The 15,350-nt window shown below is 71.7% G+C and carries 16 protein-coding genes; 9 read left to right on the top strand and 7 right to left on the bottom strand.

Features of this window, described 5'->3' with window-relative positions:
- The first annotated feature begins 12 nt into the window (after positions 1 to 12).
- Positions 13 to 816, top strand: coding sequence for a phosphatase PAP2 family protein (locus O1G22_RS07240; protein WP_270080548.1), 804 nt, complete (start codon positions 13 to 15; stop codon positions 814 to 816).
- A complete protein-coding gene (locus tag O1G22_RS07245; protein ID WP_270080549.1) occupies positions 813 to 1,775 on the top strand; it encodes a hypothetical protein in 963 nt (320 codons plus the stop codon). The genes O1G22_RS07240 and O1G22_RS07245 overlap by 4 nt, the downstream gene beginning before the upstream one ends.
- A 93-nt stretch (positions 1,776 to 1,868) precedes the next feature.
- On the opposite strand, the gene O1G22_RS07250 is transcribed toward O1G22_RS07245, so the two are convergent.
- From O1G22_RS07250 to O1G22_RS07265, 4 genes are all read right to left on the bottom strand, one after another.
- Complete coding sequence (locus O1G22_RS07250) at positions 1,869 to 2,717, bottom strand: LURP-one-related family protein (RefSeq protein ID WP_270080550.1); 849 nt, start codon at positions 2,715 to 2,717, stop codon at positions 1,869 to 1,871.
- Between the two features lie 66 nt (positions 2,718 to 2,783).
- On the bottom strand, positions 2,784 to 4,832 hold the full coding sequence (locus tag O1G22_RS07255; protein ID WP_270080551.1) for a phosphocholine-specific phospholipase C: 2,049 nt from the start codon (positions 4,830 to 4,832) through the stop codon (positions 2,784 to 2,786).
- Between the two features lie 212 nt (positions 4,833 to 5,044).
- Positions 5,045 to 6,883, bottom strand: a complete 1,839-nt coding sequence (gene htpG, locus O1G22_RS07260; RefSeq protein WP_270080552.1) for a molecular chaperone HtpG — start codon at positions 6,881 to 6,883, stop codon at positions 5,045 to 5,047.
- Positions 6,884 to 6,897: 14 nt separating this feature from the next.
- Complete coding sequence (locus tag O1G22_RS07265; RefSeq protein WP_270080553.1) at positions 6,898 to 7,320, bottom strand: cold-shock protein; 423 nt, start codon at positions 7,318 to 7,320, stop codon at positions 6,898 to 6,900.
- A 201-nt stretch (positions 7,321 to 7,521) separates the two neighbouring features.
- On the opposite strand from O1G22_RS07265, the gene O1G22_RS07270 reads away from it, so the two are divergent.
- Genes O1G22_RS07270 through O1G22_RS07280 form a run of 3 tightly spaced genes read left to right on the top strand, consistent with a single transcriptional unit; the run spans position 7,522 to position 9,679 of the window.
- Positions 7,522 to 8,586 (top strand): aromatic ring-hydroxylating dioxygenase subunit alpha, encoded by a 1,065-nt coding sequence (locus O1G22_RS07270; protein WP_270080554.1) that lies wholly within the window; start codon positions 7,522 to 7,524, stop codon positions 8,584 to 8,586.
- Positions 8,583 to 8,753, top strand: a complete 171-nt coding sequence (locus tag O1G22_RS07275) for a hypothetical protein (protein WP_270080555.1) — start codon at positions 8,583 to 8,585, stop codon at positions 8,751 to 8,753. The genes O1G22_RS07270 and O1G22_RS07275 overlap by 4 nt, the downstream gene beginning before the upstream one ends.
- Positions 8,750 to 9,679 (top strand): PDR/VanB family oxidoreductase, encoded by a 930-nt coding sequence (locus O1G22_RS07280; protein WP_270080556.1) that lies wholly within the window; start codon positions 8,750 to 8,752, stop codon positions 9,677 to 9,679. The genes O1G22_RS07275 and O1G22_RS07280 overlap by 4 nt, the downstream gene beginning before the upstream one ends.
- Positions 9,680 to 9,776: 97 nt before the next feature.
- Here O1G22_RS07280 and O1G22_RS07285 read toward each other — a convergent pair whose 3' ends face one another.
- Complete coding sequence (locus O1G22_RS07285) at positions 9,777 to 10,448, bottom strand: MmyB family transcriptional regulator (protein WP_225095245.1); 672 nt, start codon at positions 10,446 to 10,448, stop codon at positions 9,777 to 9,779.
- A 261-nt stretch (positions 10,449 to 10,709) separates the two neighbouring features.
- On the opposite strand from O1G22_RS07285, the gene O1G22_RS07290 reads away from it, so the two are divergent.
- From O1G22_RS07290 to O1G22_RS07300, 3 genes are all read left to right on the top strand, one after another.
- A complete protein-coding gene (locus tag O1G22_RS07290) occupies positions 10,710 to 11,366 on the top strand; it encodes a helix-turn-helix domain-containing protein (protein WP_270080557.1) in 657 nt (218 codons plus the stop codon).
- Positions 11,367 to 11,398: 32 nt separating this feature from the next.
- A complete protein-coding gene (locus O1G22_RS07295) occupies positions 11,399 to 11,941 on the top strand; it encodes a toxin-antitoxin system, toxin component (RefSeq protein WP_270086355.1) in 543 nt (180 codons plus the stop codon).
- Positions 11,942 to 12,117: 176 nt separating this feature from the next.
- Complete coding sequence (locus tag O1G22_RS07300) at positions 12,118 to 12,345, top strand: hypothetical protein (protein WP_225095247.1); 228 nt, start codon at positions 12,118 to 12,120, stop codon at positions 12,343 to 12,345.
- Positions 12,346 to 12,385: 40 nt separating this feature from the next.
- Here O1G22_RS07300 and O1G22_RS07305 read toward each other — a convergent pair whose 3' ends face one another.
- The gene (locus O1G22_RS07305; protein ID WP_270080558.1) at positions 12,386 to 13,066 is read right to left on the bottom strand and encodes a 4'-phosphopantetheinyl transferase family protein; all 681 of its coding nucleotides are present in this window, start codon (positions 13,064 to 13,066) and stop codon (positions 12,386 to 12,388) included.
- Positions 13,014 to 13,919, bottom strand: coding sequence for a metallophosphoesterase family protein (locus O1G22_RS07310; RefSeq protein ID WP_270080559.1), 906 nt, complete (start codon positions 13,917 to 13,919; stop codon positions 13,014 to 13,016). The genes O1G22_RS07305 and O1G22_RS07310 overlap by 53 nt, the downstream gene beginning before the upstream one ends.
- A 258-nt stretch (positions 13,920 to 14,177) precedes the next feature.
- Between O1G22_RS07310 and O1G22_RS07315 the strand changes: the two genes are divergently transcribed.
- Positions 14,178 to 15,293 carry an ATP-grasp domain-containing protein gene (locus O1G22_RS07315; RefSeq protein ID WP_270080560.1) on the top strand — a complete coding sequence of 372 codons (1,116 nt, stop codon included), beginning with the start codon at positions 14,178 to 14,180 and terminating at the stop codon, positions 15,291 to 15,293.
- Positions 15,294 to 15,350: the final 57 nt, after the last annotated feature.

The raw sequence follows: 15,350 nt of genomic DNA on the forward strand, positions 1-15,350 counted from the left end.
AGGGGCCGGGGGATGACTGCGCGAACCGAGCCTGGCGAGGCAGAGGCGGAGCCGCCGGACGCGACCGCGCGCCCGGCGCTCATACGTGAGCTTCTGCTGGTCGCGGGGCTGTTCCTCGTCTACAAGCTCGGCCGGCAGCTCGCCACCGGTCACACCGGCAACGCCGTCCACAACGCCCACCGCGTGTGGGACCTGGAACGGACGCTGCACCTCCCCCACGAGAACGCCGTGCAGTCCGCACTGCTGCACGGCGACACCCTCGTCCGCATCGCCAACACCTACTACGCCACTGTCCACTTCCCGGCGACGCTGGCCTTCCTGGTCTGGCTCTACGTCAAGCGGCCCGCCCACTACACCTGGGCGCGCCGGGTCCTCGCGGTCGTCACCACGGCCGCGCTGGTGCTGCCGTTCACCTTCCCGCTGGCCCCGCCGCGGATGCTGGCCGGGACCGGCCTGGTGGACACCGCGAAGATCTACGGCCCGTCCGTGTACGGCCCGCCGTCCAGCGACCATCTGTCCAACCAGTTCGCGGCGATGCCGTCGCTGCACTTCGGCTGGGCGCTGATGGTGGCGATCGGCCTCATCGTGGCCACCCGGTCCCGCCTGCGCTGGCTGTGGCTCCTGCACCCGCTGATCACCCTGCTGGTGATCGTGGGCACGGCCAACCACTACTGGCTCGACGCGATCGTCGCCACCGCCATGCTCGGCATCGCCCTCGCCGTGATCCGTCCGCCGCGGCGGACGCCGCGCACGGCCGGGCGCGGCGCCGGCCGGCTCGCCCCTCGCGAGAGCGTCCTGGTGGGAGCGGTCCGATGAGCGCCGCCGCCCTGGTCGCCGTCGCCCTGTCCCTCGTCTCGGCCGTCGCCTACGCCCTCGCCGCCGTGGCCCAGGAACGGCTCGCCTCCCGCACCGCCGGCGCCGGACTGCTGCGGCTGCTCGGCAACGGCGCCTGGTGGTGGGCGGTCGGCCTGAATGCCGCCGCCGCGCTGCTGCACGTCGTCGCCCTCAAGTACGGCCCGCTCACCCTCGTCCAGCCGCTCGGAGCGCTCACCCTGGTCGCGGCCGTGCCGCTCGGGGCGCGGGCGGCCGGGCGGCGGGTCAGCGCGGTGGAGTGGCGCGGTACGGCGCTGACGCTGCTCGGGCTCGCCGCGCTGCTCGTGACCGCCTCCGGTCCGGCGCCCGAGCGGGTGCTGTCACTGCCCGAGGCGCTGGCGGTGGCCGGTACGACGGCCGCCGCGATCGGCATGCTCTCCCGGCCCGGCGCCCGTCCCGGCCTGAGGCACGCGACGGCGTCCGGCTTCGCCTCCGGCGTCGCCTCGGCCCTCACCCAGACGGTGACCGTGGCGGCCACGGACCGCACGGGCCCGGGCCTGGGCACCGAGGTGATCGTGGTCGCCGTCCTCGTCGCCGCGTTCGCCGTCGGCGGGCTGCTGCTGTCCCAGACGGCCTACCGCGGCGGTCTCGGCGCCCCGCTCGCCGTGGTCACCCTCGCCAACCCGGTCGCGGCCGCGACGATCGGCCTCACCCTGCTCGGCCAGGGCCTCCAGGGCGGCGCCGGCGGCATACTGCTGGCCCTCGCCGGAGCGGTACTGGCCTCCTGGGGAGTGGTCCTGCTCACCCGGGTCACCCCGGGGCCGGCGCCCGAGGCTCCGATGCCCGAGGTCGACGACCACCCCGTGGCCGCGGTCCTGGCGCTGGAACCGGGCACGGCGACCGCCGAACCGGCGCTGGTGCCACGGCAACCGGAACAGCCGGGACACCTCACCGCACTGTGAGCACACAGAACGGCGGCCGGTGCGCACCTCTTCCGCGCGCACCGGCCGCCGTGGTCGTACTCCCCCGACCCAGTTCTCCCCATGGGACGCTGTTCAGTTCCAGCCCCGCGAGTCCTGCTTGAGGGCCGTGTCGACGGTCAGGGCCGTCGCGACCACGAGGCTCAGCAGCGGCTCGGGCAGCTGGTAGTGGATCTGCAGGACATAGTTGTCCGCGGTCGTGAAGAGCGTCTTGGCGAGGCCTTCCCAGGTCTTGGTGATCCGGGCGACCTCGTTGTCCGCGTGGTCGACGATCGCGAAGTTCCAGGCCCGCCAGTTCTCCGCCTTGATCGCGCCGACCTGCCGGCCGTTCGCGTTCATCGCGAAGTTGATCTTTCCGATCATGTTCTGCTGGACGATCTCGCCGACCGGCGAGCCGTCCGGACGGGACACGACGACCCGGGACTTGAAGAACTTCGCGGGCCGGGTCAGCAGCAGCTGCGGCTGGCCGTAGGCGTCACGGATCTCCAGCTTGTGGGTCATGAACTGGTCGAGGCTGGAGACGAAGCGCATGATCTTCTTCAGCACCCCCTGCCCGACCTCCGTGACCGAGCCGATGTCCCGGCCGTGCTGATCCATGACCTTGTACTCGTTGGTCACCTCGATCAGCTTGGCCTTCTGGTTCACGACCAGGATGGGCTCGGTGAAGATCGTGCCGCCGCCGGGGCCGCCGCCCTGGATCCCGGCCTGCTGCTGCACCTGCCGCTGCACCTTGGGGTCGGCGGCCTGCTGCTGCGGGACGCCGTACTGCTGGGCGGGGGCCTGCGGCTGCGGGGCCTGGCCGGCGGGGGCCTGCGCCGGGTTGGTGTGCTGCGTCCACTGGGTGCCGTCCCAGTAGCGGAGCGTCTGGGGCGCTCCGTGCGGATCCGGGTACCAGCCTGCAGGAGTGTTCGATTGTGTGGTCACCGGGGCACACTACCCTGATCTGACCGGTACCTGACCAGTCCGCACGGAGCGGTGTTCATCGGTCGTTCACTCCGTGGCGATGGCCGGGTCGCTGACGCCGGGACGGCCGTTCTCGACGTGCCCGGCGAAGCCGCGCAGGAACGCCGGGTCGCCCTCGCAGGTGACCGTCACGTCGTACCAGCGCTTGCTCGCCGTGAGGTCGACGGTGTGCCTGACCGTCGCGCCGGGCCGGACGGCCACGGTGGCCGGCCGGCCGCCGTAGCCGCTCGTCACCTTCAGCTTCACCGTGCCGGATCCCTTGTTGGTGAAGGTGAGTTCGAGGTTGTCGCCGGCGGTCCGGGCGGTCACCTCCGGTCCCGCGGCCTTCCCCTTGCCCTTGAAGACGCGCAGGAAGCCGTTCGGGCCGTGCACGGTGAGGTCGTGGATGCCGCCGGAGTACGCCGAGTTCCAGGAGTCGGAGAGGTGCTTGCCGGCCTCGGTGGTGTACGTCCAGGGGCCGTCGGCGCGGTTGCCGGAGGTCACCAGGAACGCGGCGCCCGCGTGCGCCCCCGAGGCGAACGTGAGCGTGAGCTTGCCGGTCACGGTGTCCGCGGCACCGTCCACCACCGGGGCGTACTTCAGCGGGCGGGTGGGCCGGTGGCCGCGCTCCTGCTTGGGCAGCGAGGGGTTGGCCGGGGGCTTCGGAACATAGTCGGGGTGACGGTTGTGGTCCGGCGGCTCGTAGGCGGCCGTGGACGGCAGCGCGACCGGCTTGGTGTCCTTGCGGGAGAAGTCGAAGGCGCTGGTCAGGTCGCCGGTCACGGTCCGCCGCCAGGGCGAGATGTTCGGCTCGTGCACCCCGAAGCGGCGCTCGATGAACCGGATGATCGAGGTGTGGTCGAAGGTCTCCGAGCAGACGTAACCGCCCTTGCTCCAGGGGGAGACGACCAGCATCGGCACGCGCTGGCCGAGCCCGTAGGCGCCGGGCACGTGGCTCGCGTCGCCCTTGAACAAGTCGAGGGAGGGGTCCACGGTCGACTTGCCCTGCGCGGCGGAGGCCGGCGGGAAGGGCGGTACGACGTGGTCGAAGAAGCCGTCGTTCTCGTCGTAGGTGATGAACAGCGCCGTCTTGCTCCAGACCTCGGGGTCGGAGGTGAGCGCGTCGAGCACCTGGGAGACGTACCAGGCGCCGTAGTTGGCGGGCCAGTTGGGGTGCTCGGTGAAGGCCTCGGGGGCGACGACCCAGGAGACCTGGGGCAGCTTGCCGGCCTTGACGTCGGCCTTCAGCTGGTCGAAGAAGCCCTCGCCCTTCTTGGCGTCGGTGCCGGTGCGGGCCTTGTCGTACAGCGGGTCGCCGGGCCTCGCGTCGCGGTACTGGTTGAAGTAGAGCAGCGCGTTGTCGCCGTAGTTGCCGCGGTAGGCGTCCTGGATCCAGCCCCAGGAGCCGTTCGCGTCGAGGCCGTCGCCGATGTCCTGGTAGATCTTCCAGGAGACCCCGGCCTTCTCCAGCCGCTCGGGGTACGTCGTCCAGCCGTAGCCCTTCTCGTCGTTGCCGAGGACGGGGCCGCCGCCCTGGCCGTCGTTCCCGACGTAACCCGTCCACATGTAGTAGCGGTTCGGGTCGGTCGAACCCATGAAGGAGCAGTGGTAGGCGTCGCAGAGGGTGAAGGTGTCGGCGAGCGCGTAGTGGAACGGTATGTCCTCGCGGTTCAGGTACGCCATGGTGGTGGTGCCCTTGGCCGGCACCCACTTGTCGTACTTACCCCCGTTGAAGGCCGCGTGCGTGTCGTTCCAGCCGTGCGGCAGGTCCTGGATGAAGGCGAGGCCCAGGTCGTCGGCGTCGGGGTGGAAGGGCAGGATGTCCTTCGTGCCGTCGGACTGCTTCCAGACGGACGTGCCGTTCTGGGAGACCGAACGGGGGTCGCCGAAGCCGCGGACGCCGCGCAGCGAGCCGAAGTAGTGGTCGAAGGAACGGTTCTCCTGCATGAGGACAACGATGTGCTCGACGTCCTGGACGGTCCCGGTGCGGTGGTGGGCGGGCAGGGCGGCCGCGCGCTGGATGCTGTTGGACAGCGCGGTGAACGCCGTGGTGGCGCCCGCGAGTTGGAGGAAACGGCGCCGGTTGACTTCGGGCATGGGTGTTCGGGTCCTCTCGTCCTGACGTACGCGATGCCGCCCATATGACGGAATCCGCGCGGAGCGAGTGTTCCAAGAGCAACAAACGTCAGGGAAGGGTCCGGTGGCGCCCATGTGAAAGTCGGCTGTCCGTGAGGTGCCCGCCGACCGCGGCCGGTACGGGCCGCGGTCGGCGGGCACCGCTCACAGAGCGGACATGCCGGGTGCTTCGGTCAGATCGTGCGGGTGAGGCGGTCGGCGAGCAGCTTGGCGAAGCGTGCCGGATCGGCCAGGTCGCCGCCCTCGGCGAGCAGGGCGGTGCCGTAGAGCAGTTCGGCCGTCTCGGTCAGCTCCGGGTCCCCGGCGCGCTGCTCGTACGCCGCCCTGAGCCCGCTGACCAGCGGGTGCTCGGGGTTCAGTTCGAGGATGCGCTTGACCGGCGGGAGGTCCTGGCCCATCGCCTTGTACATCTTCTCCAGCGCCGGCGGGATGCCGTCGGCGTCGCTGACCAGGCAGGCCGGCGAGCTGGTCAGGCGGGTGGTCAGCCGTACGTCCTTGACGGCGTCGAGCGTCTCGCCCAGCCAGGTCAGCAGCGGGGCGTAGGCGCCGGACCTCTCCTCCGACAGCTCCTCGTCGGCCTCGTCGGCGGGCAGGTCGACCGTGCCTCGCGCGACGGACTGGAACTCCTTGCCGTCGTGGTCGCGCACCGCCTCGACCCAGATCTCGTCCACGGGGTCGGTGAGCAGCAGGACCTCGTACCCCTTGGCCCGGAAGGCCTCCAGGTGCGGGGAGTTCTCGACCTGGGCGCGGCTCTCGCCGGTCATGAAGTAGATCTTGTCCTGGCCGTCCTTCATCCGGGAGACGTAGTCGGCGAGGGTGGTGGGCTCGTCGCCGGCGGTGGTGGCGAACGACGCGATGTCGAGGATCGCCTTGTGGTCCTCGCCCGGGGCGAGCAGGCCCTCCTTGACGACGGGACCGAACTCCCGCCAGAACGTACGGTACTTGTCGGTGTCGTTCGTCATGAGGTCCTTGACGGTGGACAGGACCTTCTTGGCGAGACGGCGCCGGATCAGCTGGATGTGCCGGTCCTGCTGCAGGATCTCGCGCGAGATGTTCAGCGACAGGTCGGCGGCGTCCACGACGCCCTTGACGAACCGCAGGTGGGACGGCAGGAGTTCGCGGGTGTCGGCCATGATGAACACGCGCTTGACGTACAGCTGGACACCGTGGCGGGCGTCGCGCTGGAACAGGTCGTGCGGGGCGCGCGCGGGGAGGAAGAGCAGCGCCTCGTACTCGAAGGTGCCCTCCGCCCGCATCCGGATGGTCTCCAGCGGGTCGGTCCAGTCATGGCTGATGTGCCGGTAGAACTCCCGGTACTCCTCGTCCTGCACCTCCGAACGCGGGCGTGCCCACAGCGCCTTCATCGAGTTCAGGGTGTCGTCGCCCATCCGGATGGGGAACGCGATGAAGTCCGAGTACCGCTTGACGATCTCCCGGATCTTCCACTCGTCGGCGTAGTCGTGGAGGGCGTCCTCCTCGTCCGCGGGACGCAGGTGGACGGTGACCGCCGTGCCCTCCGGCACGTCCTCGACGGTCTCGATGGTGTAGGTGCCGCCGCCGTCCGACTCCCAGCGCACGCCGGTGTCCTCGCCGGCCTTGCGGGTGACCAGGGTGACCTTGTCGGCGACCATGAACACGGAGTAGAAGCCGACGCCGAACTGGCCGATCAGCTCGGCCGATTCGGCGTTCTCCTTCATCCGGCGCAGGGTCTCGGCCGTGCCGGAGCGGGCGATGGTGCCGATGAGTCCGACGACGTCGTCGCGTGTCATGCCGATGCCGTTGTCGCGCACGGTCAGGGTGCGGGCGTCCTTGTCGGCTTCCAGCGCGATGTGCGGGTCGTCGGCCTTCAGGCGGTCGTCCGTGAGGCCGGCGAGGCGCCGCTTGTCCAGGGCGTCGGAGGCGTTGGAGATGAGTTCCCGCAGGAAGATGTCCTTGTTCGAGTAGATCGAATGGACCATCAGCTGCAGGAGTTGCCGCGCTTCGGCCTGGAACTCCAGCGTCTCGGTGCTCATTGTGTCCTTTCCCCTCAGTCCTCGATCCAGCCGTGCCGCTTGGCGAACAGGGCCAGCTGCCTGCGTACGGCGACGATCTGCTGCCCCGTCAGGTCGGGTACGGAGGTCAGCAGCAGCTCCGTCACCTCGCGCGTGTACTCGGCCGAGCCGAGCACGTCACACATCGGCTCCTGGCCCTCCGCGGTGGCCGCGGGGACGGCCCGCTCGGCCGCCTGTGCCGCCGGGCTTCCCGGCTCCTGCGCGAGACGGACGGACGCGGCCTTGAGCCCGCGGCCGCCGTTCTCGATCTCGAACTCCACCGCCAGGCCCGCGCGCACGGACGACTCGGGAATCAGCAGGTCGTTCACATGCAGGAAGACGTCTTCGCCCCCCTCGTCCGGAGCGATGAAGCCGTACCCGCGCATCCCATCGAACCGGACCACCCGACCGACAGCCATCCGCAACCCCCACGTTCCAAGCCGCACTCATCCTCTGTACCGCCGCTCAGCGTACGCGACGCGCGAGGCCCGCCGGCATTCCCGGGCGACGCTCCGCGCACCGTGCCCCAGCACGGTGTTTCCGCGAGGCGGAAGGAGCGTTGCGACCCTGCGACGCGCTCCTCGACGATGCGACCACCACGACAGACGGGAGCCGGACCGATGCCCCATGTAACCGCCTTCGCACGGAATCAGTGGTACGTCGCCGCCTACAGCCAGGAGGTCGGGCGCGAGCTGCTCGGCCGGACGATTCTCGGCGAACCACTCGTCCTCTACCGCGCCGAGGAGGACGGCACCCCGGTCGCCCTGCACGACCGGTGCGTCCACCGCCGCTATCCGCTCTCCGAGAGCGGTCTGGACGGCGACCGGATCGTCTGCGGCTACCACGGTTTCACCTACGACCGCACCGGCACCTGTGTGTATGTGCCGGGCCAGAAACGCATCCCGCGCACCGCGCGCGTCGCCGCCTACCCGGTGGTGGAGCAGGACTCCCTGGTGTGGGTGTGGATCGGCGACCCGGCCCTCGCCGACCCGGACACCGTCCCGCGGGCCCGGCATCTCGACTCCCCCGGCTGGGTGACGGTCCGCGGCATGGAGCCGATCGACGCCGACTACGGCCTGCTCGTCGACAACCTCCTCGACCTCTCCCACGAGACCTATCTGCACGGCGGGTACATCGGCACCCCGGAGGTCGCCGAGACACCCATCACCACCGAGGTGGACGAGGGCGCGGGCATCGTCCGGGTCAGCCGGCACATGGCCGACGCCGAGTGCCCGCCGTTCTACGCCCGCTCCACCGGCATCACCGGCCGGATCACCCGCTGGCAGGACATCGAGTACCACGCGCCCTGCCTGTATCTGCTGCACAGCCGCATCGCGCCGACGGGGGTCGTGCCCGAGCCGGACGGCAGCGACCCGCACGGCATCCACACCGAGATCACCTACGCCATCACCCCGTCCGCGGACGGCAAGGTGTACGACTTCTGGATGGTCTCCCGGGACTGGGCGACGGACGACGCCGAGGTCACCGAGTTCCTGCGGGGCAACAACCACACGGTGGTCATGCAGGACGTGGACGCCCTCAACCTCCTGCAGCGGACGCTGGGTTCGGAGCGCACCGGCTACCAGGAGCTGAGCATCAACATCGACACCGGCGGCCTGGCCGCGCGCCGCATCCTGGCCCGGCTGGCCGAGGAGGGCGACAAGCCCGTGGAGGAGGTCCGGTGAGCACGCCCACCGGTGAGGTCTACCGGGTGGACTGGCTGCCGGGCACGGACGTGCTGCACGGCACCTGCCACTGCGGGGCGGAGCACACCGCGCAGGATCCGGTGGAGATGTGGGAGTGGATGCTGGCACACCCCGAGGGGCACGAGGCCCGGGAGGACGTACGGTGACGGAGATCGAACTCGTCGTGGCGCGGCGGGAGTCGGCGGCGGACGGGGTGCTGTCGCTGACCCTGCGCGATCCGCTCGGGCAGGAGCTGCCCGCCTGGGAACCCGGCGCCCATGTGGACCTGCTGCTCGGCCCGGAGCTGGAACGGCAGTACTCGCTGTGCTCCGACCCGGCGGACCGCTCCGCCTGGCGGATCGCGGTGCTGCGGGAGGAGCACGGCCGGGGTGGATCGACCTATGTGCACGAGGAGTTGGGCGAGGGCGACAAGGTGCGGGTGCGCGGGCCGCGCAACCACTTCCCGCTGGAGTCCGCGCCCGGCTACCGGTTCATCGCGGGCGGCATCGGCATCACCCCGCTGCTGCCGATGCTCGCGGCGGCCGAGGCGGCGGGCGCCGCCTGGTCGCTGCTGTACGGCGGCCGGTCCCGCGCCTCCATGGCCTTCACCGGGGAACTGGCCCGCTACGGCGACCGGGTGACCCTCGCCCCGCAGGACGAGACGGGCCTGCTCGATCTGGGCCCGGTACTGGACGGCGCCCCCGACGGCACCCTGGTGTACTGCTGCGGCCCGGGGCCGCTGCTGGACGCCGTCGAGGAACGCTGCCCGGCCGGCCGGCTGCGGGTCGAACGCTTTCAGCCCAAGTCTCAACCGACCGGCTCCGACACCGCGTTCGAGGTGGAGCTCGCGCGCAGCGGCCGTGTCCTCACGGTCGCGCCGCGGGTGTCGGTGCTGGACACGGTGCGCGCCGCCGGCGTCGAGGTGCTGTACTCGTGCACCGAGGGGACGTGCGGCACCTGTGAGACGGATGTGCTGGAAGGCGTCCCGGATCACCGGGACTCGGTCCTCACCGAGGAGGAGCGGGCCGCGGGCGACACGATGATGATCTGTGTCTCCCGGTGCCGGGGCGCCCGTCTGGTGCTGGATCTGTGAGACGCCGGCACACCGGACGTCGGTACGGTCCCACCCCTTCGGGGCGCCGGTCTCCCGGCCCGGCGCCGCCGGCGACCTGAACGCCGGCGGTGCCGGGTCAGTCCTGAGTGGCCGGGACGACGGAGAGATGGGGGGCCGTGCCGCGTGCGCGGCGCGGGCGGCGTACGGGGACGGCGGGGCGGCGGGGGTCGCGCAGGACCATCGTCAGGCGCCGGTAGCCGATGTCCCGCAGGGTCTGCGGGGTCTCGTCGACGACCCGGCACTCGGTGGGGCCCCGGCGCGGGTCGGGGTGGAGGAGCAGGCGGACGGCGCCGTCGAGCCGGGTCGCGGACTCGCCGACGGAGCGCATCCAGTGCGGCAGACCCTGCCGGTAGGCGGCCTCCATGATCGGGTCCTGGGCGATGTCCCGGCGGACCGCCTGGAGTTCATGGTCGTGGCCGTACGTCTCCAGCGCGGCCCTGAGGTGGGCCAGCATCGGCAGGCACCAGCCCTGCTCGTGCTCGCCGAGGACCTCGGCCGCGTCCGGGTGGAAGAGCACGAACCGCAGGAAGCTGTCCCCGGGCATGGCGGTGGGGTGGGGGCCCACCCCGCGGAAGAGCGCCGTGTAGGCCCCGTTGGCCATGACCACGTTCCAGCAGTGGTCCACGACCAGGGAGGGCAGGGCGAGGGACTCCAGCAGTGCGGCGTAGTCCTGAAGGTACGCCTGGGTGTCGCACGTCTCGGGGACGGGCCGCGGCGCCGGCCGCTGCCCTCCTGCCTGATGTGCCATCGGGAGGTCACCCCTCTTGCCTCTGCGGCCTTGACGCGGCCCCTGCGATCCTGCGGCTCCGACCAGCGCGATGTCAACTATCGTGGCATTTCCTGCCTGTTGACGGCTGAAATTCGCCACAGTTGTGGCGACACCTGGATGTGAGTTCGAGGCACCGGCTAATCTCCGGGAAGTTCACGGCGACCGCTCGCGAGACGCATGCCCGAGGCGGGCGCGAAGGACGCAACTGCAAACCCGCGAAGAGACGTAGGAGTTCTGTCGGTGACGGATGGCTACGAGGATCCGGGCGCCACGGCGACCGCCCAGCTGCCGGCCGTCGTCGCCCGCGTCACCGCGCTCGCCGACCGGCTCGGCGTGCCGCACACGGAGGTCTTCGCCGTCGGCCGGCTCTCCGTGGCCTGCGGTGTGCCGGAGCCGGTGGTCCGGGCCCTGCTCAGCGGCCGGCCTGCGGGCGAGCCGGACGTCCAGGCACGCTTCCTGCAGCGACTGAGCCTGCTGCGCCGCACCCGGCTCAAGCCCAACGGCCGCAAGTACACCCAGCAGGAGATCGCCGACGGCGCGGGCATGTCCCGCCAGCAGGCCGGCGCCCTCATCAACGGCGACCGGCGGCCCACCATGGAGCACTGCGACGCGCTGCAGCGTTTCTTCCGGGTGCACGCCGGATTTCTGACCGCGGAGGACCCCGAGGCACTGGCGGGCGCGCTGCAGCGCACCGAGCAGGAGATGCTGCAGAAGCTCGCCGACCGGGAGCGGGCCGCGGCCGACGCCGCCGAGGATCCGCTGGAGAGGCTGCTGCAGGACCACGGGGTGCGCGGGATCGCCTGGCGGGCGGCGCAGTTGCCGACCGACCAGCACCGGGACAAGGTCGCGGAGTGGCTGGACATGCTCTTGGAGAGCGTCAAGCGGCCCGAGTCGTGAGCCGGGGGAGGACAGTGGGCATCGGCAGGGACATGCGCCGGCTGTGCGGCGAGCTGGTGGGCGGGCTGACCCTGCCCGTGCCGGCGCCCGAGCAGGAGCTGTACCGCGCGCTGTGCGAGGCGATGAGCCGCCGCCGGGGCCGCCCGGTGCACTTCCGTACGGCCGTCTTCCCGCCCGGCACGGCGAGCGGGCTGTGGCTGGACCTGACCGACCGTGACATCGTCGTCGTGGAGGAACGGACCGCCCCCGGCCACCAGTTGGTGATCCTCGGCCACGAGCTGTGGCACATGCAGGCCGACCACCGCGGGCACCGGACCGACGGGGTCGGGGTCGCCACACGGCTGCTGGACGACGACGACACCGACCAGGCGGCGCTTGAGGCCGCGGTGCGGCGGGTCGCGGCCCGGACCCGCTTCGACCTCGCCGAGGAGCGCCAGGCCGAGACCTTCGGCCTGCTGCTGGCCAGCAAGTGCCGTACGTGGCTGGCCGGTTCGGCCCTGCGCGGGGCGGGCCGGCGCGACGATGTGGCCGGCCGGATCGAGGCGTCGCTGGGCTATCCGGGGCCGCAGGGCTGAGCCTTTCGCGGCGCGGCGCGCGTGGTGCTGCGTCCAGGGGATTTCCGGGGTCCGGCCTGCGCTGAGCGGGCGAGACCGGAGCCGAGCCGGACGGCGTTGTCAGTGGTGGGCGGCAAGCTGGAGAGGTGCCCCGCCGCGGGGCACGACCGTGACGCCTACTCGGGGAGAGCCGACCGATGCCCACCGCCGTACTGACCGACCGCGAGCGCACAGCCGTACAGGCCTACCTGCGGCTGCTGCACACCGTGCGCGCCGTCTTCGACGGGCCGCCGGACGACGCCCGGCCCGCCGTGGTGCCGCCCGCCGTGCTGGCCGAGGCGGAGCAGGCACTGGCGCGGGCGGGTCTCGCGGGCAACGAGGCCGAGTTCTTCCGCCTGCTGCGGGAATGGTGCCCGACCGCCTGACCGGCCCGCCGTGCCGGACGGCCCGGTCCGTCGGCGGGTCTCACCCGTGCGGTACGACCACGGAGGTGGCGACCAGCCCGTCGCGTACGGCCCACCGGCCGTCGAAGACCTGGAGCCTGCGGCCCGCGACCTGGGGGCCGGGGACGAGAAGTTCGGCGCGCAGGGTGCCGTGCGCCGTACCGTCCGGGCCCGGGTGCAGGGTGATGTCGGCCTCGGAGAAGTCCAGCCAGGTGCGGGTGAGCGGGAACCACGCCTTGTAGACGGACTCCTTGGCGCTGAACAGGATCCGGTCCCAGTGCACGTCGGGCCGCCGTGCGGCGAGCCGGGCGAGCCGGACGGACTCGGCCGGCAGGCAGACCGTCTTGGCGACGCCCTCCGGCAGCGGCCCGTGCGGCTCGGCGTCGATACCGAGGGAGAGCAGGTCGCTCGCGCGGGCGAGGACGGCGGCGCAGTAGCCGTCGCAGTGGGTCATGCTGCCGATCAGGCCGGCCGGCCAGACCGGCGCGCCCCGCTCGCCGCTGACGACGGGCTGCGCGGGCACGCCGAGCTTCTCCATGGCGCGCCGGGCGCAGCCGCGGACGGCGGCGAACTCACGGCGGCGCTTGGTCACCGCGCGCTCGACGAGGGGTTCCTCCTCGGGAAAGAGCGGGGCGTCCCACAGCGGGTCGTCACGGTGTGCCTCCACGACCACGACCGACTCCGGGAGCAGCTCCTCGATCACCGGTTTCGACCTCCATCGGCAGGATACGGCGCAGCCGGCCCGGCGGCTCCGGACGCTTGCGCCACTCTCGGGGGTAGCCCACGGAGACCTCCACGAAGCGGACTCCGTCGTGCCAGGTGGTGCGCGGGATGTGCAGATGGCCGTAGACCATCGTGGCGACGGGGAACCGGCGGTGCCAGTCGGCGGTCAGCGTGGTCCCGCACCACATCGCGAACTCGGGATGCCACAGCACATCGGTGGGGTGCCGGTGCAGCGGATAGTGGTTGACCGGTACGACGGACAGGCCGGCGGGGAGCGCGGCGAGCCGGCGCTCGGTCTCGGCGACCCGGGCCCGGCACCAGGCGTCCCGGGTCGGATAGGGGTCGGGGTGCAGCAGGTACTCGTCGCTGCAGACGATGCCCGTGCTCTCCGCGTAGGCCAGGCCCTCGGCCTTGGTGGCGCAGCCGGCAGGCAGGAACGAGTAGTCGTAGCCGAGGAACAGCGGGGCGACGGCGACCGGACCGCCCGGGCCCTCCCACACCGGGTAGGGGTCCTCGGGAGTGACGACACCGAGCTCCCGGCACACCTCGACCAGGTGCTCGTAACGGGCGACGCCGCGCAGGGTGACGGTGTCCTTCGGGTGGGTCCACAGGTCGTGGTTGCCCGGTGCCCACAGCACCTTGCGGAACCGGCCGGCGAGCGTCGCGAGGGTCCAGCGGATGTCGGCGACGGTCTCGGCGATGTCGCCGGCCACGATCAGCCAGTCGTCGGCGCTCGCCGGACGCATGTTCTCGACCAGGGCGCGGTTGTCCGGGTAGCTGATGTGCAGGTCGCTGATGGCCAGCAGCTGTCCGGCCCCGGCCGTCGACTCCACCCCGTGCCCCTTTCCGATCATCGTCGCCCGGACCACAAGAGCACATTCCCGGATCCGGGACAAGAGGATCCCCGGCCGACAGGCCCCGCGAATCCGTAACACCCGCGTTGCACGCGCGGGCTCTTGAAAGCCGTATGATCGCCCCAACACCGATGCCCCAACCTCCCTTCTGACGGGGGCTGTTCGGTGTCCCTTCCTTCTTCCTGCCCGGGCACGGGCCGCTGCGCCCTGCCCGGAAACCCCCGAAAGGCGGCCTGCATGCTCTCTCGCGTACGCGTCTGGCTCAACCGCACGTACGCGGAGAACGTCTTCTTCATGGAACAGCTGCGGAGAAATCCCAGCGACCGCGCCGTGGAGATCCATGCGACGCACGCGGACCCCGACTCCCCCGTGCTGGCCGCCGCCGACACCGCCGACCTGGAGCCGGACGGCCTGTCCCCGGCCGGTTACGTCGAGTACGCCCTCGACCAGTGCGCCCGGCGCGGCATCGACGTCTTCGTGCCCCGGCTGCACCAGGCGGCGATCGTGGCACACCGCGCCGAGTTCGCGGCGGCCGGTACGGCGCTGCTGGCGCCGACGCCCGAGGCGGTGGCCGTGTTCGAGGACAAGGCGACCGCGTACGAGGCGGTCCGCTCGGTGGGCGTCCCGGTGCCGCCGTGGTGGCGGGTGCACACGGCGGACGAACTCCTCGCCGCTGTGGAGGAGTTGGAGGAAACCGGGCACAAGGCGTGCTTCAAGCCGGCCGCCGGTGCGGGCGGGGTCGGCTTCCGGGTGATCACCCGCGCCCCGTTCTCGCTGGCCCACCTCGAAGGCTTCCCCGGCCCGTACGTGCAGCTGGACCTGGTCCTCGATGCGCTGCGGCGGGCGGAGGAGCCGGTGGACTGGCTGGTGATGCCGCGCCTGGAGCAGCCCGAGGTGTCCGTCGACGTCCTCGCCGGGCCGGACAACCGGGTGCGGCTCGCGGTGGGCCGGACGAAGAACGGCCGCCGGCGGGGCTTCACCCTGGACGAGCGCTGGCTGGCCCCGGCCCGGCTGATCGCGGAGGGCTTCGGGCTGCACTATCTGTCCAACATCCAGTTCCGCATGTACGGCGACGAGCCGGTGCTGCTGGACGTCAACACCCGGCCGGCCGGGGGGCTGCACCAGCTGTCGCTGTGCGGGATCAACGCCCCCTGGGCCGCCGTGCAGCTGGCCCTCGGCGAGGACCCCGGGGTGGTCGAGCCGCCGTTCCTGGGGCAGGACTACACGGTGGTGTCGGGGCCCCGGCCGCTGCTGCCCACGGCGTTTCCGCGGCAGCGGGAGGCCGAGGTTCCGCTGCCGGTGGCGGCGATGCCTTTGCAGGCGGCTTCGGCGGCGGAGGTACTGCCGCTTTAGGACGTACGCCGCGTGCGGGTCCGTTGTGGTTGCTCGCGCAGTTCCCCGCGCCCCTTC

This window comes from Streptomyces camelliae (genome assembly GCF_027625935.1).
Classification (GTDB): Bacteria; Actinomycetota; Actinomycetes; order Streptomycetales; family Streptomycetaceae; genus Streptomyces; species Streptomyces camelliae.

Excerpts from the sequence above, each read along its gene's own strand:
- htpG (WP_270080552.1), bottom strand. The coding sequence starts at position 6,883 with ATGAGCACCGAGACGCTGGAGTTCCAGGCCGAAGCGCGGCAACTCCTG.
- O1G22_RS07240 (WP_270080548.1), top strand. The coding sequence starts at position 13 with ATGACTGCGCGAACCGAGCCTGGCGAGGCAGAGGCGGAGCCGCCGGAC.
- O1G22_RS07245 (WP_270080549.1), top strand. The coding sequence starts at position 813 with ATGAGCGCCGCCGCCCTGGTCGCCGTCGCCCTGTCCCTCGTCTCGGCC.
- O1G22_RS07255 (WP_270080551.1), bottom strand. The coding sequence starts at position 4,832 with ATGCCCGAAGTCAACCGGCGCCGTTTCCTCCAACTCGCGGGCGCCACC.
- O1G22_RS07285 (WP_225095245.1), bottom strand. The coding sequence starts at position 10,448 with ATGGCACATCAGGCAGGAGGGCAGCGGCCGGCGCCGCGGCCCGTCCCC.
- O1G22_RS07295 (WP_270086355.1), top strand. The coding sequence starts at position 11,399 with ATGCGCCGGCTGTGCGGCGAGCTGGTGGGCGGGCTGACCCTGCCCGTG.
- O1G22_RS07265 (WP_270080553.1), bottom strand. The coding sequence starts at position 7,320 with ATGGCTGTCGGTCGGGTGGTCCGGTTCGATGGGATGCGCGGGTACGGC.
- O1G22_RS07300 (WP_225095247.1), top strand. The coding sequence starts at position 12,118 with ATGCCCACCGCCGTACTGACCGACCGCGAGCGCACAGCCGTACAGGCC.
- O1G22_RS07270 (WP_270080554.1), top strand. The coding sequence starts at position 7,522 with ATGCCCCATGTAACCGCCTTCGCACGGAATCAGTGGTACGTCGCCGCC.
- O1G22_RS07315 (WP_270080560.1), top strand. The coding sequence starts at position 14,178 with ATGCTCTCTCGCGTACGCGTCTGGCTCAACCGCACGTACGCGGAGAAC.